A 25,112-nucleotide genomic window follows, 5' to 3' on the forward strand; every position below is an offset into this window, starting at 1 on the left:
GGCGAAGGGGCCAACGCGGTGTCCCCCGGCTGTGTCGAGCGGCCGGCGCGCGGGCGTTCAGCCATGCTGGGCCGAGGTGGCACCCCCTCCATACGACAAGGAGCCCCGTATGCCCACGGACCCGCTCGGACGATTCCTGGCCGCTCTGGACCCGCAGCACCGTGAAGCTGTCGGCTCCAGGCCGCGCGAGGAGCAGGAAAGCCTCGCGGCGGCCTGGGAGCGGGAACTGGAAGCGGACGACGAGCTCGACACGCTCGACGAGCTGTCGCCGGCGGCGGCGGAGGCCGAGGCGGCCCGCCGCGTCCTGGAGCGCGAGTCCGACTAGCGCAGGGGCCCCACCGCCGCCCCACCATCACCGCACAGGACTCTTCCCAGCCCGGCGACTGGCGTACGCCCTGCCCGTCGGCGCACCGAGCCTGCCGCCCGGACACCGCCGGGCAGCCGGATTGTCCGTGATCGGTAACAGACGGATCCGCCCGCCTCCTTCCTCCCTCTTGCCGTATGCACGGGCTCCACGGCGACGGCGAAGGAACAGAACACATGGTGCGAAGTGGCGGACGGGGATGGTACGCCAAAGTGCTGGCGGCGGCGCTCGGAGTGACCGCGGTGGCCGGCATGACCTCGTTCTGGAACGCGCAACTCGGCTCCGCCGAGGGACGACCCACCCGAGCCGGCGTCTCGGCGCCTCCGCCCCAGTCGCAGCCGCAGGGCCGCAAGGCGGCGCCCGTGTCGGCGGACATCGCGCATGCCTCGGACGGGGGCGCCCGTGGCGTCAACATCACCATCGACGACGGACCTGACCCCGTCTGGACACCTCAGGTGCTGCGGGTGCTGCGGGACAACGGTGTGAAGGCCACCTTCTGCATGGTGGGCACGCAGGCCCGCGCGCACCCCGATCTGGTCAAGGCGGTGGTGGCGGCCGGGCACCGGCTCTGTGACCACACGGTGTCGCACGACGTCACCATGGACCACAAGTCCGAGGCCTACCAGTCCCAGCAGATCCTGACCGCCGCACGCATGATCACCGAGGCGTCCGGGGGTGTCCGCCCCCAGTACTACCGGGCCCCGGGAGGTGCCTTCACCCCCTACAGCCGTCACCTCGCCGCGTCCCACGGAATGCGCCCGCTCGGCTGGAACATCGACTCCAAGGACTTCGAACGCCCCGGCACGAACGCCATGGTCGCCACCGTCAAGAACGAGATCTCCAACGGCCCGACCCTCCTCTTCCACGACGCGGGAGGTGACCGCTCGCAGACCGTGGCGGCGCTGCGGGAGGTCCTGCCGTGGCTGAAGGAGCAGGGCTACTCCTTCGGTTTCCCCGTGCGCTGAGCGCGACCGGAGGAGCCGGACGGCGGGCGCGGGCCACCGAAGCGGGGGGGGTGGGGAGGCCGACCCGAGGTTCCACGGACGGGCGCGGCCCGCGCCGGCCGGTGGGCGTTCCCGCCCCCGGCTGACGCGGGCCCGTGGCCGGTCAGTCCGACAGGCCGACCCGGCGCGCCTCGACCGGAGACCACTGTGTGCCGCTGAGCCGCACGGCGCTGTCCGGTGAGCCCCGCCGTCCGGCCGGGCCGGTACGGCCTTCGGGGGAATTCCGGGCCGGCTCCGCGGTTCGGCGGCCGGGGGGTGGTACGGGCATGAGATGTCGACGCCCCCCGAGCCACCCGCCTCGGCGCTGCCACGCCTGGACGACGCCGAGTCGCGTGTGCCGGGTGTGCTGCGGACGGCGGCCGCGTACGCGTGGCGGCTCATCGCGGTCGGCATCGTCGTCCGGGTCGCGTTCTCCGTGCTCGGGCAGTTCCACCGGATCGCCGTCGCCGTCTTCCTCGGTCTCGTCATCACCGCGGTGCTGCGTCCCGTGGCCGGTCTGCTGGCCAGGTTCATGCCCCGGCCGCTCGCGGTCGCCGCCGCGCTCATCGGCGGCATCGTCCTCGTCCTCGGGGCGCTGGCTCTGGTGGGTGAGACCGTGGCGGATCAGCGGAGCGGGCTGGAGAAGGAGTTCGTGGCGGGAATCGACCGGATCGAGCGCCGGCTGGAGGAACCGCCCTTCCGGCTTCCCGCGGACGCGTTCGACGATCTCCAGTCCCGGATCGGCAAGCTCCTGTCGGACCACCGCTCCACCCTCATCAGTACGGCGCTCAGCGGCGCGAGCCGGCTGGTCGAGGTACTGACCGTGCTCGCGCTGGCCCTGTTCTGCGCGGTCTTCTTCACGCACTCCGGCGACAAGCAGTGGCAGTGGCTGTGCGACCAGTTCCCCGGCCGGGCCCGGCAGCGGTTCACGATCGCGGCCGGGGCCGCCTGGCGGACCTTCACCGGTTACACGCACGGCATCCTGCTGGTGGCGGCGACCAACGCGGTCCTCGTGGGCATCGCGCTGTTCGCCCTCGGGGTGCCGCTCGCCGTGCCGTTGGCCCTGCTGGAGTTCCTGGCCGCGTTCATCCCCTTGATCGGCTCGCCCATCGCCCTGGCGATCGCGGCCGTCGTCGCCCTCGCGTCGAAGGGACCGCTCATCGCCCTGGTGGTGGTGGCCCTGATCGTGGTCATCGGCCAGATCGAGGGCCACCTCCTGCACCCCGTCGTGATGAGCTGGGCCGTTCGGCTGCACCCGGTGGTGGTTGCCCTGGCGGTGGTCGGCGGGGCGGTCGCCGCCGGGGTGATCGGCGCGGTCGTTGCCGTACCGCTGGTGGCCGTGGTGTGGTCCGTGTACCAGGCGCTGCGCGGCCGTACGGGCGAGCCGGCGTGAACCCGGGAGGTCACCGGCCACGGCCGGCGCTACCGGACCAGCTCCCAGTCCTGCGAACCGTCCGAGAGCGCGCTCTGACGGAGTCAGCGGCGCTCCCGCGCTCGCGCCGGTCAGGTACAGGCTCGTGTTCTTGACCAACTGCAACCTGCAGTGACCGTAGGGGGCCTGGAGGTGTCAAGACCTCACCCTATGGCGATCCAGCGGCACTCGCTCAGCCGTCGGAGCGACGAGTGGACCAGGCCGTATCATCGCGCGGTGGGCACTGGGGTGGGGATCACGGCGCCGTTCGGCCGGATGCTGCGCGCGTTACGGCAGAGCCGCCGGCTGACGATCGAGGAACTGGCCGAGGCGTCGGGGATCTCGGGGCGTGCCATCGGTGACATGGAGCGGGGCCGGAGCCGGCGTCCGCACCGGGGCACCGTCACCGCGCTCGCCCAGGGCCTGGGCCTGGACGAGGCGGCGCACGCGGACCTCCTCGCGGCCGCCCGCGCGGCCCGACCCGGGGCGCGCTCCGCCGCCTTCGTCAGGGCCTCGCCCCACTCGCTGCCGAGGGGCGTGCGGGACTTCGTCGGCCGGCAGGCGGAACTGGCCGTACTGCGTGCTCTCGCGCGGGAAGCCGCCGAGGGCCGGGGGGTCGCGCCGCCGGTGGCCGTGGTGTCCGGGCCGCCCGGAAGCGGCAAGACCTCGCTGGCTGTCCGGCTTGCCGAGGAACCGGCGTCGTCCTGTCCCGACGGGGCGTTCCTGGTGGACATGCGGGGTCTGGACGAGCGGCCGCTGTCTGCGGAGCAGGCCGTGGCGGGGCTGCTGGGCTCGTGGGGCGTCGGGGACGCCGAGCTGGCCCGGCTCACCGCCGAGGAGCGTCTCACCCGCTACCAGGAGATCGCCGCCGGGCTGCGCGCGGTCCTGGTGCTGGACAACGCCGGCGGCGAGGCACAGGTCAGGCCCCTGCTGCCGCGCGCGGGGCGGCTGCTCGTGGTGGTGACGAGCCGCCGTACGCTCACCGGTCTGGAGGGAGTGCGGCGCGTCGAGCTCGGTGCGCTGAGCCGGCGGGAGTCCGCTGCCCTGCTGCGTGCCGTCGTGGGCGACGGGCGGGTGGATGCCGAGCCGGCCGCCGCGGACGTCGTGACCGAGCTGTGCGGGCATCTGCCGCTGGCGCTGCGGGTGGCCGCGAACTGGGCCGCCACCCGCGCCAACTGGAGCCTGGAACGGCTCGCCGGGCGGCTGGCCGACGAGGACCGCAGGCTGGACGCGCTCAGCGCGGGCGACGTGCGGGTCAACTCCGCCTTCGCGCTGTCCTGCTCCCGTCTCGCTCCCGAGGCCGCGCGGATGTTCCGGCTGCTGTCGCTCCTGCCGGCCGGGGACTTCAGCGTGGCCCCGGCCGCCGTGCTCGCGGACGTCCCCCTGCCCGAGGCCGAGGACCTCCTTGAGGAACTGCTGGAGGCCGGGCTGCTGATGACGTCCCGGCAGGACCGCTACCGGCTGCACGACCTGCTGCGCCTGTACGCGGCGGCCCGTCACCGCGCCGAGGACGCAGCGGAGAGGTCGCTCGCCGCGCGGTCCCGGCTGCGGCACTGGCTGCTGGACACGGCCGTCCTCGCCGGCCGCTGGCACGAGCCGGACTACGGGATGCCGCCGGCGGACCCCGGCCGGCTGGTCGCCCTGGACGACCGTGAGCAGGCGGCGCGCTGGATCAAGGCCGAGGGCGACACCTGGCTGGCCGCGTTCCGCGAGGCCGCCGAACACGGCGAGCACGCGCGGGTCGTCGAGGTCGCGGAGGCCATGCACTGGTTCTCCGACCACTGGGTGTCCTGGGGCCACTGGGTCGAGATCTACGAGCGTGCCGCCGCGGCCGGGGCGGCGCTGGGGGACGCCGCTCTGCAGGCGACCCACCGCAACTACCTCGCCTGGGCGTACTGGGCCTGCGCCCGCCGGCACGACGCGGCGGTGGAGTCGGCCACGAGTGCACTGGGTCTCGCCCGGGCGGCCGGCGACGTCCTCCAGCAGGCATGGGCCGAGGCGTATCTCGGCTGGCTGCGGGACGCCGTCGACGACCTGACGGCCGCCGCCGACCACTACCACCGCGCCATGGAGCTGTTCACCGCGACGGACGACGTCAACGGCTACCTCCAGGTGTCCTGCGGGATGATCCGGGTACTGCGCGGGGCGGGGCGTGGGCAGGCGGCCGTGGAGACCTTCCGGGGCATCATGGACGCCCTCGCGGACCCCCGTCACCGGGACCGGATCCCGCCCAACGTAGGGGAGTTCACCGTCCTGACCGCCGTCTACGCGGTGTCGTTCGTCCATCTCGACGAGGCCCGGTGGGAGGACGCCGTCGACGCGCTGCGCTCCGTCCGCGGGCAGTTCGACGCCCGCGGATGGCACAAGCAGGCGGGCAAGGTGCACCTGCACCTGGCCCATGCGCTGGACCGTCTCGGCGAGCGCACCGAGGCCGCCGCCGAGTACCGCGCCGTGCTCGCCCTGGGAAGCCGCGTTCCCGCGGACGTGCGGGACGAGGCCCGGGCGGGCCTTGCCGCACTGACCGCGGGCCGGACGACGCCCACCGTCCGGTTCGTGCAGTGACGGGCCTCAGCCCCTGCGGCCCGTCGCGGAGGCGAAGCCCAGCCAGGTGTGCCGGTTGTTCCACCAGCACCAGCCGACCTTGGGGGCGTTGCGGCGCTCGCGGCCGTCCCGGCCGGTGCCGTTGCTGATCCAGATGGCCGGGGTGCGGGCGTCCAGGGTGCCGTTGGGCTTGCGCAGCCGGGAGCCGATCGTCATGAAGCAGAGGTTGCGCTCCAGGGCCTCGGGCTGCTGGAGCACCCAGTGGATACCCTCGGTGAGCACCAGCGGGGTGCGGTCCTCCTTGGTGAGGGCGGGCAGGGCCTCGTCCGGGGACCAGTTGGCCATGTGGTCGCCGCGGTCGATGCCGGTGACGACGTAGAGCGGGGCGTCGGGCAGTTCGACGGCGCAGGGCGTGAACTCGTCGACGTCGGGCATGTCGACGACGACGAAGCCCGGCTTGCCGTCGCGGCGGAGCAGCGGCGCGAGGGCGGAGGCGGGGGCTCGGTCCGGGTGCACGGCCAGCAGGGCGCCGTCACCATCGGCCCCGGCCCCGGCGGCGAAGGTGCGGATCTCGTCGGCGGACAGCCCGGCGGTCTCGTGCACCCCCAGCCCGATCAGCCGCTCGGCCTGCGCGCTCAGGGCCGGGAGTGCGGGCAGGACGGTGGACGTGTCGGGCGTGGTGTCGGGCACGATGCTCCCTGGGTCGGCGACATGGGCGAACTCGGACGCGGTCGGACTCACGGGCAACGAGCCGGTGTGCCGGGACGTTCCCGCTCCGCCGGGTCCGTCTCCCCTTCGCCGGACAGGCCGTGCATCCGCCAAGCGCGGGGCGTCATCCCGTAGGCCGCGCGGAAGGCGCGGCTGAAGTGGCTGGGGCTCGTGAACCCCCAGCGCCGGGCGACGGCCGCGACCCCGGGCCCCAGGGCCGGGGGGCGCAGCAGATCCCGGCGGCACCGCTCCAGCCGCTGCGTCCGGATCCACTCCCCCACCGTCATGCCCTCCGACTGGAACAGCTTGTGCAGGTAGCGGACCGACATGCGGTGCGCGGCGGCGATCCCGGGCGGTGCCAGGCCGGGGTCGGCGAGGTGGCGCAGGATGTGGTCCTTGACGCGCACGAGGGTGGCCGCGGCGGTCTCGGGAGCCTGGGGGGTGAAGCGGCCGCGCCGCTCGTTGATCAGCAGCGCCAGCAGGTCGAGCGCCGTGGCGGCGAACTGGCGGCCGGCGCAGGCGTCGAGATGCGCCGCCTCACGTGCCAGGCGCGCGAAGTACGTCCCGACCAGGGCGGCGCTGCCCTCGCGGCCGGAGAACGCCGTGGCGGTCAGCGCCCGCAGATCCTCGTCGCGCACCCGGAGATCCTCACGAGGGAAGTGGAAGGAGGTGAAGGAGAACGCGTCCTGCACCTCCTTCCGGAACAGCCGGGAGGAGTCGGAGAGGGAGAAGTCGCCCGGCCCGATACGGGCCTGTCTCCCGTCCTGCTCCTTGATGGCGCTGCCTCGCTGCTGAAGGGTGAGGATGAGGTGCTCCTTCCCGTCCCGGGCGATCAGCCGTCTGCTGCGCGTCACGACCTGCGGGCCCGCCTGGACCTGCGAAACCCGTAAGGAGCCCAGCCGCTCGCTGACGATGCTGCCGGGCGACGGGGCGTCCTCGAGGAGGCGCACGTCGAGCGGGATGAAGGTGCGGGACACCGCGTCGTGCCAGCGCTCACCCCGGTCGGCCGCCGGCAGTGACGCGGTGGAAAGGACGACGGGCACCTGGTTCCCCCTGAGCATCATCAAGGGCCGGCGGGTGGGATCCGCTGCCGGCCTTGACGATGTCACCATCCCGCCCCGGGGCAGTCCAGGAAGAATCGGAGGAAGAATCCGATCACTTCGCCAGGAAGGCGAGCAGCGCCGAGTTGACCTCGTCCGCGTGGGTCCAGAGCAGACCGTGCGGGGCGCCCTCGATCTCCACGTAGTCCGCGGCCGGAAGGGCGTTGTGGAACGGTCGCGCGGTCCCCTCCACGGGCAGGATGCGGTCCCCCGTGCCGTGCAGGATCAGCGCGGGCACGTCGATCGCCGGGATGTCGGCGCGGAAGTCGGTGTACCAGGTCGCGGGCGCGGCGGACGCGGCGAAGAAGCCGCCGCCCGCGGCGACGTCCCAGCTGTGGCGGACGGCCTCCTCGCTGATCCGGATGCCGAGGTTCTCGTCGAGGTTGTAGAAGTCCTTGTAGAAGTCCGTGTAGTAGGCATAGCGGTCGGCCTTCACCGCTGCGACGACCCCGTCGAAGAACTCCTTGGGGGCGACCCCGTCCGGGTTGTCGTCGGACTTGAGCAGGCAGGGCTCCAGGGAGGCGAGGAAGGCGACCTTGGCGACCCGGGCCGAGCCGTACCTGGACACGTACCGGGCGACCTCGCCGGTGCCCATCGAGAACCCGACGAGGACGGCGTCGCGCAGGTCGAGGGTTTCCATCACGGTCTTCAGGTCGGCCGCGAAGGTGTCGTAGTCGTAGCCGGTCGTCGGCTGAGCGGACTGCCCGAAACCGCGCCGGTCGTAGGTGATCACGCGGTAGCCGGCGGCGAGCAGCACGGCGCTCTGCCGCTCCCAGGAGTGCCCGTCGAGCGGGAAGCCGTGGATGAGGACGACCGGCTGCCCGGATCCGTGGTCCTCGTAGTACAGGTCGATGGCGGTGGAGTTCTCCTGGCCCACGGTGATGTACGGCATGTGCTGCTTCCTCGTTTCCGAGCGGCTCGATGCAAGGGACCCGGCCACGCTAGGGCGGGCACGGTCCGGCCGATTGCGCTGCAGCGCACGGGTTGTTGACCGGGGGCGCACCTGCTGCCGGTGGTCCTCGACCGGGTGCGTCCTCGAGGCCGGCGTGACACCATCGCCTCCATGGATGGGTTCATGACACCTGATCAGATCTCCGCCCGCACATCCCGTGCCCTCGCCGCCGCCGTCGCGGCAGGGCGTGATCTGGGGCTCGACGTGGCCGGTGCGAGGGTCCTCTACGACGTGTTCTCCGTCGTGGTGCACCTGGCGCCGTCGCCCGTGGTGGTCAGGGTGCCGACCGTCCTGCCGTCGTACGCCGACGCCGACTCCCAGGCTGCCCGGCAGCGGCTGGAGCTGGACGTGGTGGGGTGGCTCGCGGATCAGGGGCACCCGGTGATTGCGCCCAGTCCGCTCGTGCCGCGCGAGCCCGTGCGGCGTGACGGGTTCTCGATGACGTTCTGGCAGTTCGTGGAGCTGGACCAGAGCGCCGAGCCCGACTTCGTGCACCACGCCGGCCTGGTCGCCGGCCTGCATGCCGCGCTGCGCGCCTACCCGGGTGAGCTGCCGTTCCTGTCGGCGGCCGAACCGCGGTTCGTCTCCGAGGGGCTTGCCGCGCTCGAAGGGCGCCCCGATCTGCTGGCGCCGGCCGACGTCGACCGGGCGCGGCGGGAGTGGAAGGTGCTGGAGCCGGTCGTCGCCTCCCGCGCGGGGTTCGAGGCGGTGTTCCCCGGCATCGACGTCCAGCCGATCCACGGGGACGCCCCGGCGGCCAACATCGTCTCCGGCCCGGGCAGCGAGCTGTACTCCGACTTCGAACTGACCACGCTCGGTCCGGTCGAGTGGGACCTGGCGGCCTTCGGCCCCGAGTGCGAGGCCGCGTACGACGCGGCCGCCGGGCGCCTGGGGCTGCGCCGGCTGGACCGGGACGTGCTGCGGGTCGTCAACGCGGTGGGCATGTCCCGCGCGGTGGCGTGCCTCGCGCTCGCGCCGCAGTTGCCCCTGCTGGTGGACGCGCTGAAGCCGGCCGTCGAGCAGTGGCGGTCGATGCCGTTCGCCGCGGGGCTGGGCGGCTGAGGCCGGCCGCACGCGCGCAGGCCGCTCACTCGGGCAGGGGGCGGTCGTCGACGATGTGCTTCATGACGAGGGTGGAGTTGATGCGCTGGACGCCGGGGAGCCGGGCGAGCTGCCGGTCGTAGAGCTCCTGGAAGGCGGCCAGATCGGTGGTGGCGACGCGCAGGAGGTAGTCGGGGTCGCCGAAGAGGCGCTGGGCCTGGAGCACGTGCGGGACGGCGGCCACCGCCTCTTCGAACGCGGAGACGGTGTCGGCGTCCTCCCAGCGCAGGGTGACGAAGACGAGGGCCTCGAAGTTGAGGCCCACCGCGGCCGGATCGACCACCGCGCGGTATCCGCGGATCGCACCCTCGCGTTCGAGGTCGCGCAGTCTGCGGTGGCAGGGCGAGACGCTCAGTTTCACGCGGGCGGCCAGCTCGGTGACCGTGAGACGGCCGTCCAGCTGAAGCTCGGTAAGAATTCTCCGGTCCAGGGCATCCATGGAGAAGATTCTGCCCCACATACCGCGATCAAGGAGTAAAGAAGGGAACACCTTCGGGTCGATCCGGCCTAGCCTTCCTCTCGCACCACAGCATGTGAGAGGGAACGATCGATGGACACGACCACGCTGGCGGCCTTCCTGGCAGTGGATCTGCTGCTGATATTCACCCCCGGCGCGGACTGGGCCTACACGATCACGGCAGGCCTGCGGGACCGGTCGGTCGTGCCGGCGGTCGCCGGGCTGGTCGCCGGGTACGCGGGGTACACCCTGCTCGCCATCGCGGGCCTGGTGGTGATCGTGGCGAGCTCGGCGACCCTGCTCACCGCGCTGACCCTGGCCGGCGCCGGCTATCTCGTGTGGCTCGGCTGGGGGGTACTGCGGCAGCCGGCCGCCCTGACGGCCTCCGAGGAGGAAGTGGGCACCGAGGGCGCCTCCCGTATGCGGGTCATGCTCAGGGGAATCGGGATCAGCGGGCTGAACCCCAAGGCGCTGCTGCTCTACTTCTCCCTGTTCCCGCAGTTCATCGACCCCGCGGGCGCCTGGCCGGTGGCGGGCCAGACCGGCCTGCTCGGCTCGCTGCACATGACCGCCTGCGCCGTCGTCTACCTCACCGTCGGAGTGCTGGCCCGCACGGTCCTGCGGACCAGGCCCTCCGCGGCCCGGGCGGTGACCCGTGCCTCCGGCGCCATGATGATCGTCATCGGCGGGTTCCTGCTCGTGGAACGCCTGGCAGGCTGACGGACCCGAGCGGCCCCCTGTCGAAGGAGAGCACGAGGACTGATGGCCCACCCCGGCGTCAGGATCACCCGGATCGCACCCGGCCGCGTCCACATCGGGCTGCCGGGCCGCCCCGAAGCCACCCGGCAGCACGGCTGCTTCCACGCGGCAGCGACCAGCGCGATCGCGGACAGCGCGGGCGGGTACGCGGCGTTCACCGCAGGATCACCGTGCGCCGGCCCTGGACGAACACCCGGCCTTCGCAGTGCCAGCGGACCGCCCGGGCCAGGGCCGCCGACTCCGCGTCGCGGCCGATGGCGGCGAGCTCTTCGGGCGTGTGGCTGTGGTCGACGTCGATGACCTCCTGGGCGATGATCGGGCCCTCGTCGAGGTCCGCGGTGACGTAGTGGGCGGTGGCGCCGACCAGTTTGACGCCGCGCTCGTGCGCCTGGTGGTAGGGCTTGGCGCCCTTGAAACTCGGCAGGAACGAGTGGTGGATGTTGATCATCCGGCCGGGCAGCCGGGTGCACAGGTCGTCGGAGAGCACCTGCATGTAGCGCGCCAGTACGACCAGGTCGACGTCGAACGCGTCGACGATGCCGAGGAGCCGGGCCTCGGCCTCGGGCTTGGCCGCCGCGGTGACCGGCACGTGGAAGAACGGGATGCCGTGCCAGGTGACCAGCGCCTCGTGGTCGCGGTGGTTGGAGACCACCGCGACCACGTCGATGGGCAGGTCCCCGCTGCGGGTGCGGAAGAGCAGGTCGTTGAGGCAGTGGTCGTAGCGGGACACCATGATCAGTACGCGGCGGCGGGTGCTGACCGGTTCGAGGTGCCAGCGCATGGCGAACGGCTCGGCCACGGCGGCGAATGCGCGGCGCAGGAGCTCTTCGGCGTCCTCTCCGGGCGCTGCGAAGCGCACCCGCATGAAGAAGTGGCCGTCCCTGCGGTCACCGAACTGGTGGTTGTCGATGATGTCGCTGCCGTGGTCGAGCAGGAACCGCGAGACGGCGGCGACGATGCCGGGCGACTCGGGGCAGTCGAGGGTGAGCACGTACTCGGCCGGTTCCATCACGGCACCTCCGGTCCACGGAACTCGCTCATCGCGTCGATGACCCAGCGCCCCAGGTAGTCGGCGTACGAGGAGCGCGGCAGCAGCCGGTACGTCGGCGCGTCGTCGGTCTGCCAGAGCAGTACGGCGACGGGGCCCACCGTGGTCGACACCGCCCGGCCCGGACCGAAGGCCCGGGGATGCAGGTCCAGCGGGCAGCCCTTCTCCAGCACCTGCCGGGCGGACGGGCCGCTGAGCTCCAGCGTGGTGCGGTTCGCGGAGACGTCCACGACCGACCCCGGGTCCGGCCCCAGTGCCTCCCGCAAGGCGGCGGTCTCGTCGGACGGGGAGAGCACGAGCCACTCGTCGGGCCCCAGCCAGACGACCGTGCGGGGCCCGGACGCGGTGGTGTCACCGCACCGGTGCGGCAGCGTCGCCCCCAGCGCCGTCTCGATACGGCCGGCCGCTTGGGAGGCGGGGTCGACGCGCACGTTCACCATGCCGAGGAACGGCAGCTCCCTCAGCGTGACACCCCGGGCGCCGGTGACGGCGGCGGCGCGCATCCGCTCCGCCAGGCCGGCCAGGGGACTTATGCGCAGGGCCGTCACGTTCGGGGGGATCGTCCGCTCAGCCATCTCGCTTGGTCCCTTCGGGGTCGTAGAGGACGCAGTCGGCCACCTCGACGGGCACCAGGTCCTCGCCCACCGGTGCGAGGAGGGTCTCGCCGATCCTGGCCCGCCCGCCGGCGACCAGGGCCAGGGCGAAGGGGCGGCCGAGGGCCGGGCTGTGATAGCTGGAGGTGACGTGGCCGAGCATCGGCACGGGCACGGTCTCCAAGGTGGTGCCCGGGGCGACGAGTTGGGTGCCCTCGGGCAGCCTGGTCGTGCGGTCGCTCGGCAGCAGACCGACCAGGTGCTTGCGGTCGCTGCGGGCGGTGTCGGCGCGGGAGAAGGACCGCTTGCCGATGAAGTCCTTCTGCTTCGAGACCACCCAGGACATGCCCGCGTCCTGCGGGGTGACGGTGCCGTCGGTGTCCTGCCCGACGATGATGTAGCCCTTCTCGGCCCGCAGCACGTGCATGGTCTCGGTGCCGTACGGGGTGATGCCGTACGGCTGCCCGGCCTCGTGCACCTGCTCCCAGACGGCCGGGCCGTACCAGCCCGAGACGTTGATCTCGTAGGCCAGTTCGCCGGAGAAGGAGATCCGGCAGACGCGGGACGGGATGCCGGAGGCGAGGGTGGTCTCGCGGAAGGCCATGAAGGGGAAGGCGTCGGCGGTCAGGTCGAGGCCGGGCGCGAGCCGGGCGACGACCTCCCGGGACTTCGGTCCCACGACGGCGATGGTCGACCACTGCTCGGTCACCGAGGTGCAGTGCACGTCGAGTTCGGGCCACTCGGTCTGGAGCCACTCCTCCAGCCAGTCCAGGACGCCGGCGGCACCGCCGGTCGTGGTGGTCATGAAGTAGCGGTCGTCGTCCAGGCGGAGCGTCACACCGTCGTCGAAGATCATGCCGTCGGGCTTGCACATCACGCCGTAGCGGGCCATGCCGGGCTTCAGCTTCTTGAAGGCGTTGGTGTAGATGCGGTTGAGGAACTCGCCCGCGTCCGCGCCCCGGATCTCGATCTTGCCGAGGGTGGAGGCGTCCATGAACGCCACGCCCTCACGGGCCGCCCGGCACTCGCGGGCCACGGCGGCGTCCATGTCCTCACCGGGCCGGGGGTAGTACCGGGGGCGCTTCCACTGCCCGACGTCCTCGAACTCGGCGCCGTGCGCCACATGCCACCTGTGCAGGGGCGTGGTCCGCTCCGGGTCGAACAGCTCGCCGCGCTCGCGCCCGGCCAGGGCGGCGAAGGCGACCGGAGTGTACGGCGCCCGGTAGGCGGTGGTGCCGATCTCCCCGAGTGAACCGCCGAGCACCTCGGCGATGACGCCGATGGCGTTGACGCCGGAGGTCTTGCCCTGGTCGTTCGCGGTGCCGAGGGAGGTGTAGCGCTTGACGTGCTCGACGCCTCGCATGCCTGCTGCGGTGGACCGCCGGACGTCGGCGACGGTGACATCGCGCTGGAGGTCGACGAAGTGGCTGTCCCAGGTGGCGGGTTCGCCGTCGGGGGCGGGCACCAGCCACAGGGCGCGTGTCGGGCCGGCCGGGAGCCGCGCGCCCTCGGGCGGTACGGCGACCGGGAACCCGGCCTGCGTCGCGGCCAGCGCGCCCGCCCTCGCCCCCTCGGCCCGGCAGCCGTCGAGGTCGTACGTCCCGCGCGCCGCGCCGACGACCTGCTGGTCCCGCACGGCACCGTCGGGCACGAAGGCGACCAGTTCCTCGTCCCAGCGCAGCCGCCCCTGCCGCTGGCTGTGCAGATGCACCACCGGGCTCCATCCGCCCGATACGGCGAGCAGGTCGCAGTCGAACGCCTCCCGGCCGCCGCTGAGTTGCCCGTTCTCGTCGAGCCCCTGGACGGTGACTCCGGTGAGCCGGCCGGAGCCCGCCGTGCCGACCACCGCGCTGCCTGTCAGCACCCGCACCGCGGTCGCCCCGGCGACCTCGGCGGCCCGTCGGGACAGTTCGGGCCGCGCGTCCACCACGGCGGCGATGCCGATCCCGGCCGCGTACAGGTCGGCGACGGTGTCGTAGGCGCTGTCGTTGTTCGTGCTCACCACGGCCCGCGAACCGGCGGCCACGGCGTACCGGTTGAGGTAGGTCCGCACGGCCGAGGAGAGCATCACCCCGGGCCGGTCGTTGCCGGCGAAGACCAGCGGCCGCTCGTGCGCGCCGGTCGCCAGCACCACCTGGCGGGCCCGGATGTGCCAGAGCCGCTGGCGCGAGACACCCGCGGGAGCGGCGGCTCCGAGATGGTCGGTCCGGCGCTGGAGGGCGAGCACGTAGTTGTCGTCGTACGACCCGAAGGCCGTGGTGCGCCGCAGTACGACGACCTCGGGGGCGGAGTCGAGCGTGGCGCGGATCTCCGCGACCCACTCGGTGCCGGAGTGCAGTGCGCCGCCGCGCTCCGGCTGGTCGTCGACGAGGATCACCCGGGCGCCGGACCCGGCGGCTGCGGCGGCGGCCGCGAGTCCGGCCGGACCCGCGCCGACGACCAGGACGTCGGTGTGGACGTACTTCTTGTCGTAGACGGCGGGGTCCGGGGCGGGGTCGAGCCGGCCCATTCCGGACAGGGTGGTGGCGGACAGGCCGTCGTAAAGCTCCACGGTCGTCGCGGGCAGCATGCCCTCCGAGCAGGAACCGTCCAGTTGCACCAAGGCGTTGGGTTCCTCGACGCCCGCGGCGACGATGCCGCGCGGGCGGCCGCGGTAGAGCGAGGGGGCGACCTCGACGAGCCCGTTCGCCAGCATCGCGGAGGCGAGGGTGTCACCGGGGTGCCCGGTCGACTCCCGTCCGTCGACGGTGAAGCGCAGCAGGGTGCCGCGATCGACACGGCCGCCCCGCGGCAGCCGGAAGCGCTGGTCGCTCATCGGGTACCTCCGGGGCGCGGCTCGTCGAGCCGGTAGGTGGTCAGCACCTCGTGGGTGACGGTGTCGCGCAGCACGTTGAACCAGCGGCGGCAGCCGGTGCTGTGCGCCCATCGCTCGGCGAAAAGCCCCTTGGGGTTGTCGCGGTAGAAGACGTACTCGGCCCACTGCTCGTCGGTGAGCTCGGCGGGGTTCTCGGGGTGGGGGACGTGGGCCTGTCCGCCGTAGTGGTACTCGGTCTCGTCCCGCGGGCCGCACCATGGGCAGGTGATCAACAGCACGGTGTCCTCCTCAGTGGGCCACGGCCGCGGCGCCGTGCTCGTCGATCAACGCGCCCGTCGCGAAACGGTCGAGGGCGAAGGGGGCGTTCAGCGGGTGCGGCCGGCCCGTGGCGATGGTGTGAGCGAAGGTCCAGCCGGCCGCCGGAGTCGCCTTGAAGCCGCCGGTCCCCCAGCCGCAGTTGACGTACAGGCCCTCCACCGGGGTGCTGCCGATGATCGGCGAGGCGTCCGGGGTGACGTCGACGATGCCGCCCCAGGTCCGCAGCACATGCGCCCGCGCGAAGATCGGGAACAGCTCCACGGCGGCGGCCATCTGCCGCTCGATGACGTGGAACGAGCCGCGCTGGCCGTACCCGTTGTAGGAGTCCACGCCGGCGCCCATCACCAGCTCGCCCTTGTGGGCCTGGGAGACGTACACGTGCACATGGTTCGACATGACGACCGTCGGGTGCACCGGCTCGTGCAGTTCCGAGACCAGCGCCTGGAGCGGGTGCGACTGCACCGGCAGTCGTACGCCCGCCCGTTCGGCGAGCACGCTGCTGTGCCCGGCCGCCGCGAGGCCGACCCGGCCGGCGTGGATGCGCCCCCGGTTGGTGTCGACGCCCACGACCCGGTCGCCGTCCTTGAGGAAGCCGGTGACCTCGCAGCCCTGGATCAGGTCCACGCCCAGCTCGTCGGCGCGGCGGGCCAGCGCCCAGGCGACGTGGTCGTGCTTGGCGATGCCGGCCCGGGGCTGGAAGGTGCCGCCGAGGACCGGATGGCGGGTGCGGGGCGAGACGTTGAGGATGGGGCAGACCTTGGCGACCTCGTCCGGTTCGAGCCACTCGGCGTCGACCCCGTTGAGACGGTTGGCGTTCACCCGGCGCACGCCCTCGCGGACGTCCTGGAGGGTGTGGGCGAGGTTGAGGACACCGCGCTGGCTGAACAGGAAGTCGTAGTCGAGTTCTTCGGGGAGCCGCTCCCACAGCTTGAGCGCGTGCTCGTAGATCGCGGCGCTCTCGTCCCAGAGGTAGTTGGAGCGGATGATCGTGGTGTTGCGGGCCATGTTGCCGCCGGCCAGCCAGCCCTTCTCCAGGACGGCCACCTTGTTGATGCCGTGGTTCTTCGCGAGGTAGTAGGCGGTGGCGAGGCCGTGGCCGCCCGCGCCGACGATGACGACGTCGTACGAGGAACGCGGCTCGGGGTTGCGCCAGAGGAAGTCCGGGTGCTCCGGCAGCGGTCGGGCGGTCATGCCGGGGCTCCGTCCATGGAGAGGGGGAAGGCTGCGGCGAGTTCGCCGACGCGTCCGCGCAGTTCGTCGTCCGGCTGTTCGCCCTTCAGTGCCTCGGCGACGATGTCGGCGACCTCCCGGAACTCCGTCGCGCCGAAGCCGCGGGTGGCCAGGGCCGGGGTGCCGATACGCAGTCCCGACGACACCGTCGGCGGGCGGGGGTCGAACGGCACCGCGTTGCGGTTGACGGTGACGCCGATGCGGTGCAGCCGGTCCTCGGCCTGCTTTCCCTCGAACTCCGAGTTCCTCAGGTCGACGAGGACCAGGTGGACTTCGGTGCCACCGGTCGGGACGGTGATCCCGGCCTCGGCGACGTCGTCGGCCAGCAGCCGTCCGGCGAGGATCTTCGCGCCCCGCAGCGTGCGCCGCTGACGCTTCCTGAACTCCTCGCCCGCCGCCCCCTTGAAGGCCACCGCCTTCGCGGCGATCACGTGCTGCAGCGGGCCGCACTGCCGGCCCGGGAAGACCGCCGAGTCGATCTTCCTGGCGAGGCCGGCCCGGCTGAGGATCACCCCGCCGCGCGGGCCGCCGCGTTCCGGCGGATCGCCGACACGGTGGGCGCGTACCTGATGGTGGACATGGCGCACTTCGCCGGGCTGGTCGCCGCCGGGCTGCACCCGAACCCGGTGCCCTACGCCGATGTCGTCACGACCACCACCCACAAGGCTCTCGGCGAAGTCCAGCTGTCGCGGGTAGGCCGACCAGCCGGCGACGATCATCCTCGGCCGGTGGGCGAGGGCCGGCCGCTCGACCTCGTCGACGTGTGCGCAGCCGCCGTAGGGGCGGCGGCCCGGGTGGCCCTCGGCGTACGTGTGGGTCAGGACCGAGCCCTGGGCCTCCGGCACGGCGGCCGGGGCGGACTTCTCCGAGGCGATCATCTCCGGCGTCGACTGCCGGCGGTGCAGCTCGGCCGTCACGGCAGCGGCGACGTCCGGGTCCAGTTCGTTGAGCGGGAGGGCGAGGGGGGTGGCGAATGTGCTGGTCGACGGGCTGGTTGCCATGGGTGCACCATCCTGGGAGGCAACTGATGCGCGACTGATATATCAGACTGTGCGGTACGGTATGGGAGCTCGCCGGACAGGTCAAGGGGGCATTCATGCAGCAGCTGGCGACCGAGCCGAGAAGCGGGGATCCCCGTGGTGGGGAGCCCGGGGGCGAGGAGCTGTCCCTCGCCGAGCGCGCCTACCGCGCCATCCGCGACCGGCTCGTCATGCTCGAGATCCGCCCGGGCGCGCCGATCCACGAGGAACAGCTCGCGCAGTCCCTCGGCGTCGGGCGGACGCCGGTGCGCGAGGCGCTGAAGCGGCTCCAGTACGAGCGCCTGATCACGACCTACCCCCGGCGCGGCACCTTCGCCACCGAGGTCAACATCACCGACCTGGCCCATATCTCCGAGGTGCGCCAGGAGCTGGAGCCCCTGGCCGCCGCCCAGGCCGCGCGACGCGCCACGGCGGCGGACCGGGCGGTCCTGACGGCCCTGCGGGAGGAACTGGAGAGCGCGCACTCCGCCCGGCAGGACCCCACCGAGCTGATGCACCTCGACCTCCAGGTCCACCGCGCCGTCTACGCCGCCGCGCACAACCCGTACCTGGAGGACACCCTCGTCCGCCACGACAACCTCGCCACCCGCATCTGGTGCCTGTTCCTGGACCGCCTGTCCGACATGGCGGGCCATGTCGAGGAGCACGGGCCGCTGATCGAGGCGATCGTCGCGGGTGACCCGGAGAAGGCGGCGCGGCTCGCCCGCGGTCACGTCGACGGCTTCGAGCAGGCGATCCGCGCGGCCATCTGAGCGTCTTCGCTGGTCGCCGCAGTGGCTCACGGCAGACGAGCCGCAGCGAGTCGGTAGCGGGACAATCGGTGCAGAGAAGTCGGCGTCGGAGGCGAGACGACGTAGGTCGGCGCGATCTCCTCGGGTTGCGCCGCGCGTTCCAGAGGGGCCTCGCTGCCGATGTGGGCGAGCCCGTCCGGCGGCATGTGCGGGTCCGCCTCGTTGAGGGGTGTCCAGGGCGGGCCCGGCGCGACCACGTTGGCACGCACGCCCCGCTCGGCCAGGTGCACGGCGACCGACTTGGTGGGAGTGATCAGCGCGGCTTTGGACGCCGCGTAGTCGATCATCGACGTTCGTCTTGAACGCCCCTTTGCCGGTGTTGTCCACGGCGCGGCCCGCTGCACCGGCCACGCCGTCCTTGCCCGGTCCGGAATGCCGGCAGGCACGTGGGGTACTCCGTCGATCTTGCAAGCCGGCCTTCGGGCCGTACGTCGTCGGAAGGAGAGCCGTGTCTGACGAGACGGTGAAGAACGTCTTCGTGATCGGGCTCGACGAGGCCAATCTGCCCACACTCCAGCAGGTTCCGGGAGCAGACCGGCTGCGTTTTCACCAGCTGCTGACGATCGAGGAACTCCAGGTCGGCGAAGTGCACCTGCCCACACTGCTGGACAAGGCCCAGGGCGTGCTCGACGCGTTCGACGGCAGCATCGACGCGATCGTGGGCTACTGGGACTTCCCGGTCAGCACCCTCGTCCCGATGCTGAGCGAACGCTACGGCACCCGCAGCACCAGTCTGGAGTCGGTGGTCAAGTGCGAGCACAAGTACTGGAGCCGGCTGGAGCAGCAGAAGGCCACCGACCGGCACCCGCGCTTCGACCAGGTCGACCTGTCGGCCGAGCCGCCGCGCCCGCCGGAGAACGTGACCTTCCCGATGTGGCTCAAGCCGGCCCTCTCGTACTCCTCCGAACTCGCCTTCGGGGTGGATGACGAAGAGGAGTTCCGCAAGGCCGTCGCCGAGATCCGCGACGGCATATCCCGCATCGGCCGCCCCTTCGAGCACATCCTCGAACGCATCGACCTGCCGCCGGAGATGCACGGGGTGGGCGGCCGGGTCTGTCTCGCCGAGGAGGCGATGTCCGGCGTCCAGGTCGCCGTCGAGGGCTACGTCCACCGCGGCGAGGTGACGATCTACGGGGTCCTGGACTCCATCCAGTACCCGGACTCCTCCTGCTTCCTGCGCCATCAGTACCCGTCGATGCTGCCGCCCCCGGTCATCGCCCAACTGCACGACGTCAGCGAGCGCGTGATGCGGCAGATCGGAATGGACTCGGCCACCTTCAGCATCGAGTACTTCTACGACCCGCGGACCCAGGGGATCAACCTGCTGGAGATCAATCCCCGGCACTCCCAGTCGCACGCGGAGCTGTTCCAGTACGTCGACGGCGTGCCCAACCACCATTGCATGGTCAGCCTCGCCCTCGGCGAGGACCCGCACATGCCGCACCGCGAGGGTGAGTACGCGATGGCCGCGAAGTGGTACCACCGCTGGTTCACCGACGGTGTGGTGCGCCGGGTGCCGAGCCCCGAGGAGATCGCCCGCATCGAGCGGGAGACCCCGGGCGTGCGCATCGAGGTGATCCCCGGAGAGGGCGACAGGCTCTCGGACCTCCCCGGGCAGGACAGCTACAGCTACGAGCTGGCGCACATCTACACCGGCGGGGCCGACGAGGCGGAACTGCGGGAGAAGTTCGACCACTGCGTGGCCGCCCTGGGCCTCTCCTTCGAGCACGCCCCGTCCGAGGCCGAAGCCGCGCGAAAGTGAGGAGCACGTCACTTCCATGCGTTACGTGAGCAACCTGCCGTACGAGACGAAGGAAGAAGAGCACGTCACGATCCCGATGTCCGACGGGGTCCGGCTCTCCGCGCACATCTGGCGCCCCACCTCCTCCGACCAGGAGCCGGTGCCGGCGGTGCTGGAGTACATCCCCTACCGCAAGCGCGATCTGACGGCCGTACGGGACTCGATCCACCACCCCTACCTCGCCGGGCACGGCTACGCGTGCGTCCGCGTCGACCTGCGCGGCACCGGCGACTCGGAAGGGGTGCTGCGCGACGAGTACCTGGAACGGGAGCAGGCGGACGCCGAGGAGGTCCTGGCCTGGCTGGCGGAGCAGCCCTGGTGCGACGGCGGCACGGGCATGATGGGCATCTCCTGGGGCGCGTTCGCGGCGCTCCAGGTGGCGGCCCGCCGACCGCCGAGCCTGAAGGCCATCGCCATCGCCTCCTTCACCGACGACCGGCACTCCGACGACATGCACTACATGGGCGGCGCCCTGCTGTCGGACAATCTGGCCGAGGCGGGCACCATGTTCGCCTACGGCACCTGCCCGCCCGACCCGGCCGTGGTCGGCGACCGCTGGCGCGAGATGTGGCACGAGCGGCTGGAGAACACCGAGCCCTGGGTGCTGGAGTGGCTGCGCCACCAGCGGCGCGACGACTACTGGCGGCACGCCTCGGTGTGCGAGGACTACACGAGCGTGCAATGTCCGGTCCTGGCCTCCAGTGGCTGGGCGGACGGCTACTCCAACGCCGTGACCCGGCTGCTCGGCAACCTGGACGTACCCCGCAAGGGGCTGATCGGCCCCTGGTCGCACAAGTTCCCCCATCTCGGGGAGCCCGGCCCCGCGATCGGCTACCTCCAGGAGCTCGTGCGGTGGTGGGACCACTGGCTCAAGGGTGCCGACAACGGCGTCATGGACGGGCCGATGCTCCAGGCCTGGATGCAGGACAGCGTGCCGCCCTCCACCTCCTACGAGGAGCGGCCGGGCCGCTGGGTGGGCGAGCCGGACTGGCCGTCCCCGCACATCCGGCCCGTCGCCCACCCGCTCACGCGGCACACGATCGGGCCGCCGCGGGACGCGGCCGCGGAGGCGTCCGAGGGCGGTGCGGCGATGACCGTGCGGTCGCCGCTGTCCGTCGGCCAGTTCGCGGGCAAGTGGGCCTCCTACAACGCGCCGCCGGACCTGCCCTACGACCAGCGGGAGGAGGACGGCGGTTCGCTCGTCTTCGACACCGAGCCGCTGACCGAGCCGGTGGAGATCCTCGGCTCGCCGAGCGTGGAGCTCGACCTGTCGGTCAGTGAGCCGGTCGCCATGGTGGCCGCGCGGCTGTCCGACGTGAGCCCCGACGGCGCCGCGACGCGCGTCTCGTACGGCATCCTGAATCTGACCCGCCGTGACAGCACCGAGGCGCCCGAGCCGTTGGAGCCGGGGCGTCGCTACCGGGCCACCATCCCGCTGAACGGGGTGGCGCAGGCGTTCCCGCCGGGCCATCGCATCCGGCTGTCCCTGTCGACGTCCTACTGGCCGCTGGCCTGGCCCGCGCCGAAGCCGGCCCTGCTCAGTGTCCACGAGCACTCCAGCACGCTCACCCTGCCGGTGCGGCCGGTGGACGAGCCCGACGAGGTGCCGTCCTCGCCCTTCGGTGAGCCCGAGGGCACTCCCCCGCTCGCCATGACCCAGGTGACGCCCCCGGAGGAACGCTGGGACGTCAAGCGGGATCTGATCGACTACCGCTCCGAGCTGGACATCGTGAAGGACCGGGGCACGGTCCGTTTCGAGGACATCGGCCTGGAGGCCGGCCGCCGCGCCCACGAGCGCTACACGGCGGTCGCCGACGACTTCACCTCGGTCGGCGGCGAGACCACGTGGACCATGCGGTTCCGGCGGGACGACTGGGACGTACGGGTGGTCACCCACACTCGGCTCACCTGCGACGAGACGGACTTCTTCGTCGACGCGACCCTCGACGCGTACGAGGCCGGCCGGCGGGTCTTCTCCCGCACCTGGAACGAGAAGGTCCCCCGCGACCTGCTGTAGGCAGCATCACCTCGACCGGGCGGCGCACCAGCGGAAGTGCCCGTCGTGCGGGCCCATGCCGAAGAGGTCGTACGTGATGAGGGCGTAGGCCCTCCGGTAGAGGGCCACGACCTCTTCGGCATGGCCCAGTTCCCGGGCGAAGAGACGGCTCAGCTCGGCGGTGTGACGGTCGGCGTCGGGTCCGTACATGTCCCAGACGGCGGCCGTGACCGCGGCCTCGAAGGCGGGGTCGCCGGCGGTGGTGCAGAACCCGAAATCGAGGACGGCGACCGGCTGCCCGGTGGCGTCCATGTGGATGTTGGGCGGTACCAGGTCGCCGTGGATGACGCTGTCGGCCTGGTCGGGCAGCGCCCGCAGCGCGGTGGTCGTGCGGGACACGACATCGGTCAGCCCGGGCACCTGTGCGGCGAGGGCGTCCCTGTTGCGGCCGACGGCCCGCTCCACGAGGGCGGCGAGCGCGTCGGAGAAGCGGGAATGGCCTTGCCAGAGGGGCCGGTCGTCCCCCTGGATCACCAGGCGCCGCATGGCCTCGCTGCCCGGCACCGAGGCCAGTCCGCGCAGGACGGTGAGCAGGGCGTCGGTCTCCCGGCGGGGCAGGTCGCGGGCGGGCGGGTCGCCGTCGAGCCCGGAGCGCAACGGGCGCCCGCCGAGCTCGCGTTCGTAGCTGACGAGCACGCCGTCGCATTCTTCGGCGTCGAGGATCTCCGGAGTGCGGAAGGGCAGGGGATGCCCGGCGATGTCGGCGTAGAGCCGTCGGGTGAGCTCGAAGTCCCCGGGAGGACGTCCGGCCCACACCTTCGCGACGGTCCCCTCCTGGAGCCGGTAGACGGTCCCTTCCATGCCGGAGGCGAGCCGCCGCGCATGGGGGTAGCCGCGTCGGGCGAAGTACTGGACCCAGCGGTCGGTCTCCTGCGCGTCGGTGTCGGTCACACCCGGCATTCAACCAGCGCCCGTGGTCGGCCGGTCGAGCCCTTGCCTGCTCGGAACGATGAAGTCGGCTTTGCGGAGGGAGACTTGGCGGCCGGCGGTTCGTGGCCGCGTACCGCAGGGGCGACCGGCTGACCGGCGGCCTGATCCGAGTCCTCACTAGGCGGGAGGGGACAGGTGCCGCTCCCGGCTTGTGGCCCCCACCCGTACGGCGGCGGATACTGGACGACTCGCGATACGGACCGGTTCCCGACCCCACCGTCACCGCAGGAGGACCACATGACCGTGCGCACAGGGCGTGTCGAACTGACCCCCGCCGCCGAGGACCTGCTGCGTCGGCTGACCGGGACGCACGGGCCGGTGATGTTCCACCAGTCCGGCGGCTGCTGCGACGGCAGCGCCCCGATGTGCTACCCCCGCGGCGAGTTCCGGGTCGGAGCCTCGGACGTCCTGCTGGGGCACGTGGCCGGGGACACCCCGTTCTGGATGAGCTCGGACCAGTTCAGGTACTGGTCGCACACCCATCTCACCGTGGACGTGGTCCCCGGCCGCGGCAGCGGCTTCTCACTGGAGGCCCCCGAGGGCGTCCGCTTCCTGCTCCGCTCCCGCCTCCTCACCGACGAGGAGCTGCGCCGCCTCGAGTCGGAACCGCCGCTGCCGAACGGGGCGGACCTGACGGCCTAGGGGGTGTCCGCAATGTCGCGTCGTTCGCCCGGAGGGCGGGCCCCGCGGCGTTCGGTGCGTGCTCTCGGCGCGCCGGGCGGGCACCCGCGTACTGGTTGTACTCGGGTGTTCGCCCGGTGCGGCGAGAGTGCGTGCCGGGCGTCGCGGGGCAGGCGGGACTTTGCGGACACCCCCTAGGGTGGACCCTATGTACACGTCCCGGGTCTCCGGCCATGTAGACGCTCCCCGTTCCGCCGTCTACCGGGCACTGGTGAGCGCGGAGGCGATCGCGCGCTGGCGGGTACCGGCCGGGATGAGCGGCGAGGTGCACGAGTTCGACGCCCGCGAGGGCGGCAGGTTCCGGGTCTCGCTCACCTACGAAGCACCGGACGCCTCCGGGAAGTCGGCCGCGCACACCGACACCTACCACGGCCACTTCGCGCGGCTGGTGCCGGACGAGCAGGTGGTCGAGGTGCTCGAGTTCGAGGCCGCCGACCCCGCCCTGCGCGGCGCCATGACGCTGACGACCACGCTCACCGACGCCGAGGGCGGCGGCACCGACGTGCTCATGGTCCACGAGGGCATCCCCGACGCCGTGCCCGCCGCCGACAACGAGACCGGCACGCGCATGGCCCTGGCGAACCTGGCCCGGCTCGTCGAGACCGACGGCTCTGCCTGAACGGCGGGGGTTACCGGGCGCCGGTGCACACCGACGGCAGCGCCCGCACCAGTCCCTCCAGGTGCAGGGCGTCGAGCCGGTACGTGGAGGCGGACCAGCCGGCGGCCACGGCCAGGCGCGGACCGCACGAGGGCGCGGACCGGGCCCGTTCCGTGTCCCGCAGCGCGGCCAGCAGCCCGGTGGTGATGCGGTCCAGGGCCGGACGGACCACCTTGGTCAGGTCGGGGCGCTCGGTGGGACGCTCGCCCGGGTTCGCGTCCCAGCGGGCGTACAGACCGCGCTGCACCAGCTTGTTCGCCTCGATCTGGTCCCGGAACACGGCGGCCACGGCGTCCGGGTCGAGCCCGAGGGCGGCTGCCCGGGTCCGGACGTCGTCCAGGATCCGCGCCTCGCGCACCGGGTCATCGATCGGCGTGGCGGTGCCGTACTTGGCGGCGGCGACCTTGTCGGCCAGCAGCAGCCGCTGAGCGAGCAGTTCGGTCACCGGGGTGAGGCCGTGGGCGGTGGCGGCATGGCGTGCGAAAGCGGGCGGCCGGGTGTCGGCGGCGGCCGGGCCGGCCGGACCGAGTGCCAGAGGGGCCGCCGCCGCGACGGCGCCGAGAACGGTGAGAGCAGAGGGGCGGAGACGTCGTGGGCGCACCGGGTCGACCCTTCCGTGAGGGGAAGCAATGCAAGCGCCAACGTACCGATCGCCCTCGGGACGCACGACGGCGCCGACCCCGGCTCGCAAACCTCCCGCCGCCCCATGTCCCGCCGTCCGCCGAGCTGTTGGCGGGGACCCCCGTAGCGGAAGCGCTGCAACACCGGACCCACC

General features: G+C 72.4%; 24 protein-coding genes and 3 pseudogenes. 13 read left to right on the top strand and 14 right to left on the bottom strand.

What is annotated here, in order from left to right:
- Positions 1-109: 109 nt before the first annotated feature.
- The 4 genes from ACIRDU_RS21875 (at position 110) to ACIRDU_RS21890 (ending at position 5,320) form a co-directional block, all read left to right on the top strand.
- The gene (locus ACIRDU_RS21875; RefSeq protein WP_403581850.1) at positions 110-325 is read left to right on the top strand and encodes a hypothetical protein; all 216 of its coding nucleotides are present in this window, start codon (positions 110-112) and stop codon (positions 323-325) included.
- Positions 326-540: 215 nt separating this feature from the next.
- Positions 541-1,329, top strand: coding sequence for a polysaccharide deacetylase family protein (locus tag ACIRDU_RS21880; RefSeq protein WP_403581851.1), 789 nt, complete (start codon positions 541-543; stop codon positions 1,327-1,329).
- Between the two features lie 310 nt (positions 1,330-1,639).
- Positions 1,640-2,740 (top strand): AI-2E family transporter, encoded by a 1,101-nt coding sequence (locus ACIRDU_RS21885; protein WP_403581852.1) that lies wholly within the window; start codon positions 1,640-1,642, stop codon positions 2,738-2,740.
- A gap of 255 nt (positions 2,741-2,995) precedes the next feature.
- The gene (locus ACIRDU_RS21890; protein WP_403581853.1) at positions 2,996-5,320 is read left to right on the top strand and encodes a helix-turn-helix domain-containing protein; all 2,325 of its coding nucleotides are present in this window, start codon (positions 2,996-2,998) and stop codon (positions 5,318-5,320) included.
- A 6-nt stretch (positions 5,321-5,326) separates the two neighbouring features.
- Here ACIRDU_RS21890 and ACIRDU_RS21895 read toward each other — a convergent pair whose 3' ends face one another.
- From ACIRDU_RS21895 to ACIRDU_RS21905, 3 genes are all read right to left on the bottom strand, one after another.
- Positions 5,327-5,989, bottom strand: coding sequence for a DUF5701 family protein (locus tag ACIRDU_RS21895; protein WP_403581854.1), 663 nt, complete (start codon positions 5,987-5,989; stop codon positions 5,327-5,329).
- Between the two features lie 47 nt (positions 5,990-6,036).
- On the bottom strand, positions 6,037-7,050 hold the full coding sequence (locus ACIRDU_RS21900; protein WP_403581856.1) for a helix-turn-helix domain-containing protein: 1,014 nt from the start codon (positions 7,048-7,050) through the stop codon (positions 6,037-6,039).
- 112 nt (positions 7,051-7,162) lie between these two features.
- On the bottom strand, positions 7,163-7,999 hold the full coding sequence (locus ACIRDU_RS21905) for an alpha/beta fold hydrolase (RefSeq protein ID WP_403581857.1): 837 nt from the start codon (positions 7,997-7,999) through the stop codon (positions 7,163-7,165).
- 183 nt (positions 8,000-8,182) lie between these two features.
- On the opposite strand from ACIRDU_RS21905, the gene ACIRDU_RS21910 reads away from it, so the two are divergent.
- Positions 8,183-9,121, top strand: a complete 939-nt coding sequence (locus ACIRDU_RS21910; RefSeq protein ID WP_403581859.1) for a phosphotransferase family protein — start codon at positions 8,183-8,185, stop codon at positions 9,119-9,121.
- A gap of 25 nt (positions 9,122-9,146) precedes the next feature.
- Here ACIRDU_RS21910 and ACIRDU_RS21915 read toward each other — a convergent pair whose 3' ends face one another.
- Positions 9,147-9,599, bottom strand: coding sequence for an Lrp/AsnC family transcriptional regulator (locus tag ACIRDU_RS21915; protein WP_403581861.1), 453 nt, complete (start codon positions 9,597-9,599; stop codon positions 9,147-9,149).
- 111 nt (positions 9,600-9,710) lie between these two features.
- On the opposite strand from ACIRDU_RS21915, the gene ACIRDU_RS21920 reads away from it, so the two are divergent.
- Positions 9,711-10,337 (top strand): LysE family translocator, encoded by a 627-nt coding sequence (locus ACIRDU_RS21920; protein ID WP_403581862.1) that lies wholly within the window; start codon positions 9,711-9,713, stop codon positions 10,335-10,337.
- Between the two features lie 42 nt (positions 10,338-10,379).
- Positions 10,380-10,535: pseudogene (locus ACIRDU_RS21925) on the top strand (DUF4442 domain-containing protein); the annotation flags it as partial.
- On the opposite strand, the gene purU reads toward ACIRDU_RS21925, so the two are convergent.
- From purU to ACIRDU_RS21955, 6 genes are read right to left on the bottom strand one after another with little or no spacing between them, the layout of a single operon-like run.
- Positions 10,531-11,385, bottom strand: coding sequence for a formyltetrahydrofolate deformylase (purU, locus tag ACIRDU_RS21930; protein WP_403581864.1), 855 nt, complete (start codon positions 11,383-11,385; stop codon positions 10,531-10,533). The pseudogene ACIRDU_RS21925 and the gene purU sit on opposite strands and share 5 nt — an antisense overlap.
- Positions 11,385-11,999, bottom strand: coding sequence for a sarcosine oxidase subunit gamma (locus ACIRDU_RS21935; protein ID WP_403581866.1), 615 nt, complete (start codon positions 11,997-11,999; stop codon positions 11,385-11,387). The genes purU and ACIRDU_RS21935 overlap by 1 nt, the downstream gene beginning before the upstream one ends.
- A complete protein-coding gene (locus ACIRDU_RS21940) occupies positions 11,992-14,832 on the bottom strand; it encodes a sarcosine oxidase subunit alpha family protein (RefSeq protein ID WP_403581867.1) in 2,841 nt (946 codons plus the stop codon). The genes ACIRDU_RS21935 and ACIRDU_RS21940 overlap by 8 nt, the downstream gene beginning before the upstream one ends.
- Positions 14,829-15,110, bottom strand: coding sequence for a sarcosine oxidase subunit delta (locus ACIRDU_RS21945; RefSeq protein WP_403581868.1), 282 nt, complete (start codon positions 15,108-15,110; stop codon positions 14,829-14,831). The genes ACIRDU_RS21940 and ACIRDU_RS21945 overlap by 4 nt, the downstream gene beginning before the upstream one ends.
- Positions 15,111-15,120: 10 nt before the next feature.
- A complete protein-coding gene (locus ACIRDU_RS21950) occupies positions 15,121-16,341 on the bottom strand; it encodes a sarcosine oxidase subunit beta family protein (protein WP_403581870.1) in 1,221 nt (406 codons plus the stop codon).
- Positions 16,338-16,967, bottom strand: a complete 630-nt coding sequence (locus ACIRDU_RS21955; RefSeq protein WP_403582215.1) for a hypothetical protein — start codon at positions 16,965-16,967, stop codon at positions 16,338-16,340. The genes ACIRDU_RS21950 and ACIRDU_RS21955 overlap by 4 nt, the downstream gene beginning before the upstream one ends.
- On the opposite strand from ACIRDU_RS21955, the pseudogene ACIRDU_RS21960 reads away from it, so the two are divergent.
- Positions 16,914-17,051, top strand: a pseudogene (locus ACIRDU_RS21960) (serine hydroxymethyltransferase); the annotation flags it as partial. The gene ACIRDU_RS21955 and the pseudogene ACIRDU_RS21960 overlap by 54 nt on opposite strands.
- 84 nt (positions 17,052-17,135) lie before the next feature.
- On the opposite strand, the pseudogene ACIRDU_RS21965 reads toward ACIRDU_RS21960, so the two are convergent.
- A pseudogene (locus tag ACIRDU_RS21965) lies at positions 17,136-17,381 on the bottom strand (serine hydroxymethyltransferase); the annotation flags it as partial.
- A 95-nt stretch (positions 17,382-17,476) separates the two neighbouring features.
- On the opposite strand from ACIRDU_RS21965, the gene ACIRDU_RS21970 reads away from it, so the two are divergent.
- The gene (locus ACIRDU_RS21970) at positions 17,477-18,172 is read left to right on the top strand and encodes a GntR family transcriptional regulator (protein ID WP_403581872.1); all 696 of its coding nucleotides are present in this window, start codon (positions 17,477-17,479) and stop codon (positions 18,170-18,172) included.
- A gap of 26 nt (positions 18,173-18,198) precedes the next feature.
- On the opposite strand, the gene ACIRDU_RS21975 is transcribed toward ACIRDU_RS21970, so the two are convergent.
- Positions 18,199-18,498 (bottom strand): SDR family oxidoreductase, encoded by a 300-nt coding sequence (locus ACIRDU_RS21975; RefSeq protein ID WP_403581874.1) that lies wholly within the window; start codon positions 18,496-18,498, stop codon positions 18,199-18,201.
- 161 nt (positions 18,499-18,659) lie between these two features.
- Here ACIRDU_RS21975 and ACIRDU_RS21980 point away from each other — a divergent pair, with 161 nt between their 5' ends.
- Positions 18,660-19,973, top strand: coding sequence for an acetyl-CoA carboxylase biotin carboxylase subunit family protein (locus ACIRDU_RS21980; protein WP_403581876.1), 1,314 nt, complete (start codon positions 18,660-18,662; stop codon positions 19,971-19,973).
- Between the two features lie 16 nt (positions 19,974-19,989).
- Entirely contained in the window at positions 19,990-22,029 is a 2,040-nt protein-coding gene (locus ACIRDU_RS21985) for a CocE/NonD family hydrolase (protein ID WP_403581877.1), read from the top strand.
- Positions 22,030-22,035: 6 nt separating this feature from the next.
- Here ACIRDU_RS21985 and ACIRDU_RS21990 read toward each other — a convergent pair whose 3' ends face one another.
- Positions 22,036-22,968: a phosphotransferase family protein gene (locus ACIRDU_RS21990; RefSeq protein ID WP_403581878.1), complete on the bottom strand. Its 933-nt coding sequence runs from the start codon at positions 22,966-22,968 to the stop codon at positions 22,036-22,038.
- Between the two features lie 267 nt (positions 22,969-23,235).
- Between ACIRDU_RS21990 and ACIRDU_RS21995 the strand changes: the two genes are divergently transcribed.
- Both ACIRDU_RS21995 and ACIRDU_RS22000 read left to right on the top strand, forming a co-directional pair.
- On the top strand, positions 23,236-23,640 hold the full coding sequence (locus tag ACIRDU_RS21995) for a DUF779 domain-containing protein (protein WP_403581879.1): 405 nt from the start codon (positions 23,236-23,238) through the stop codon (positions 23,638-23,640).
- Between the two features lie 187 nt (positions 23,641-23,827).
- Entirely contained in the window at positions 23,828-24,298 is a 471-nt protein-coding gene (locus ACIRDU_RS22000; RefSeq protein ID WP_403581881.1) for an SRPBCC domain-containing protein, read from the top strand.
- 10 nt (positions 24,299-24,308) lie between these two features.
- Here the strand turns inward: ACIRDU_RS22000 and ACIRDU_RS22005 are convergent, their stop codons facing one another.
- The gene (locus tag ACIRDU_RS22005) at positions 24,309-24,938 is read right to left on the bottom strand and encodes a chorismate mutase (RefSeq protein ID WP_403581883.1); all 630 of its coding nucleotides are present in this window, start codon (positions 24,936-24,938) and stop codon (positions 24,309-24,311) included.
- Positions 24,939-25,112: the final 174 nt, after the last annotated feature.

Origin of the sequence: Streptomyces sp. NPDC093598 (assembly GCF_044764825.1) — a bacterium.
Lineage (GTDB): Bacteria > Actinomycetota > Actinomycetes > Streptomycetales > Streptomycetaceae > Streptomyces.

Bases quoted from the DNA above. Each gene is read 5' to 3' on its own strand.
- ACIRDU_RS21995 (WP_403581879.1), top strand. From the start codon at position 23,236: ATGACCGTGCGCACAGGGCGTGTCGAACTGACCCCCGCCGCCGAGGAC.
- ACIRDU_RS22000 (WP_403581881.1), top strand. From the start codon at position 23,828: ATGTACACGTCCCGGGTCTCCGGCCATGTAGACGCTCCCCGTTCCGCC.
- ACIRDU_RS21935 (WP_403581866.1), bottom strand. From the start codon at position 11,999: ATGGCTGAGCGGACGATCCCCCCGAACGTGACGGCCCTGCGCATAAGT.
- ACIRDU_RS21910 (WP_403581859.1), top strand. From the start codon at position 8,183: ATGACACCTGATCAGATCTCCGCCCGCACATCCCGTGCCCTCGCCGCC.
- ACIRDU_RS21990 (WP_403581878.1), bottom strand. From the start codon at position 22,968: ATGCCGGGTGTGACCGACACCGACGCGCAGGAGACCGACCGCTGGGTC.
- ACIRDU_RS21920 (WP_403581862.1), top strand. From the start codon at position 9,711: ATGGACACGACCACGCTGGCGGCCTTCCTGGCAGTGGATCTGCTGCTG.
- ACIRDU_RS21915 (WP_403581861.1), bottom strand. From the start codon at position 9,599: ATGGATGCCCTGGACCGGAGAATTCTTACCGAGCTTCAGCTGGACGGC.
- ACIRDU_RS21970 (WP_403581872.1), top strand. From the start codon at position 17,477: ATGCAGCAGCTGGCGACCGAGCCGAGAAGCGGGGATCCCCGTGGTGGG.
- ACIRDU_RS21905 (WP_403581857.1), bottom strand. From the start codon at position 7,999: ATGCCGTACATCACCGTGGGCCAGGAGAACTCCACCGCCATCGACCTG.
- ACIRDU_RS21985 (WP_403581877.1), top strand. From the start codon at position 19,990: ATGCGTTACGTGAGCAACCTGCCGTACGAGACGAAGGAAGAAGAGCAC.
- ACIRDU_RS21875 (WP_403581850.1), top strand. From the start codon at position 110: ATGCCCACGGACCCGCTCGGACGATTCCTGGCCGCTCTGGACCCGCAG.
- ACIRDU_RS21940 (WP_403581867.1), bottom strand. From the start codon at position 14,832: ATGAGCGACCAGCGCTTCCGGCTGCCGCGGGGCGGCCGTGTCGATCGC.
- ACIRDU_RS21880 (WP_403581851.1), top strand. From the start codon at position 541: ATGGTGCGAAGTGGCGGACGGGGATGGTACGCCAAAGTGCTGGCGGCG.
- ACIRDU_RS21975 (WP_403581874.1), bottom strand. From the start codon at position 18,498: ATGATCGACTACGCGGCGTCCAAAGCCGCGCTGATCACTCCCACCAAG.
- purU (WP_403581864.1), bottom strand. From the start codon at position 11,385: ATGGAACCGGCCGAGTACGTGCTCACCCTCGACTGCCCCGAGTCGCCC.
- ACIRDU_RS21885 (WP_403581852.1), top strand. From the start codon at position 1,640: ATGTCGACGCCCCCCGAGCCACCCGCCTCGGCGCTGCCACGCCTGGAC.
- ACIRDU_RS21950 (WP_403581870.1), bottom strand. From the start codon at position 16,341: ATGACCGCCCGACCGCTGCCGGAGCACCCGGACTTCCTCTGGCGCAAC.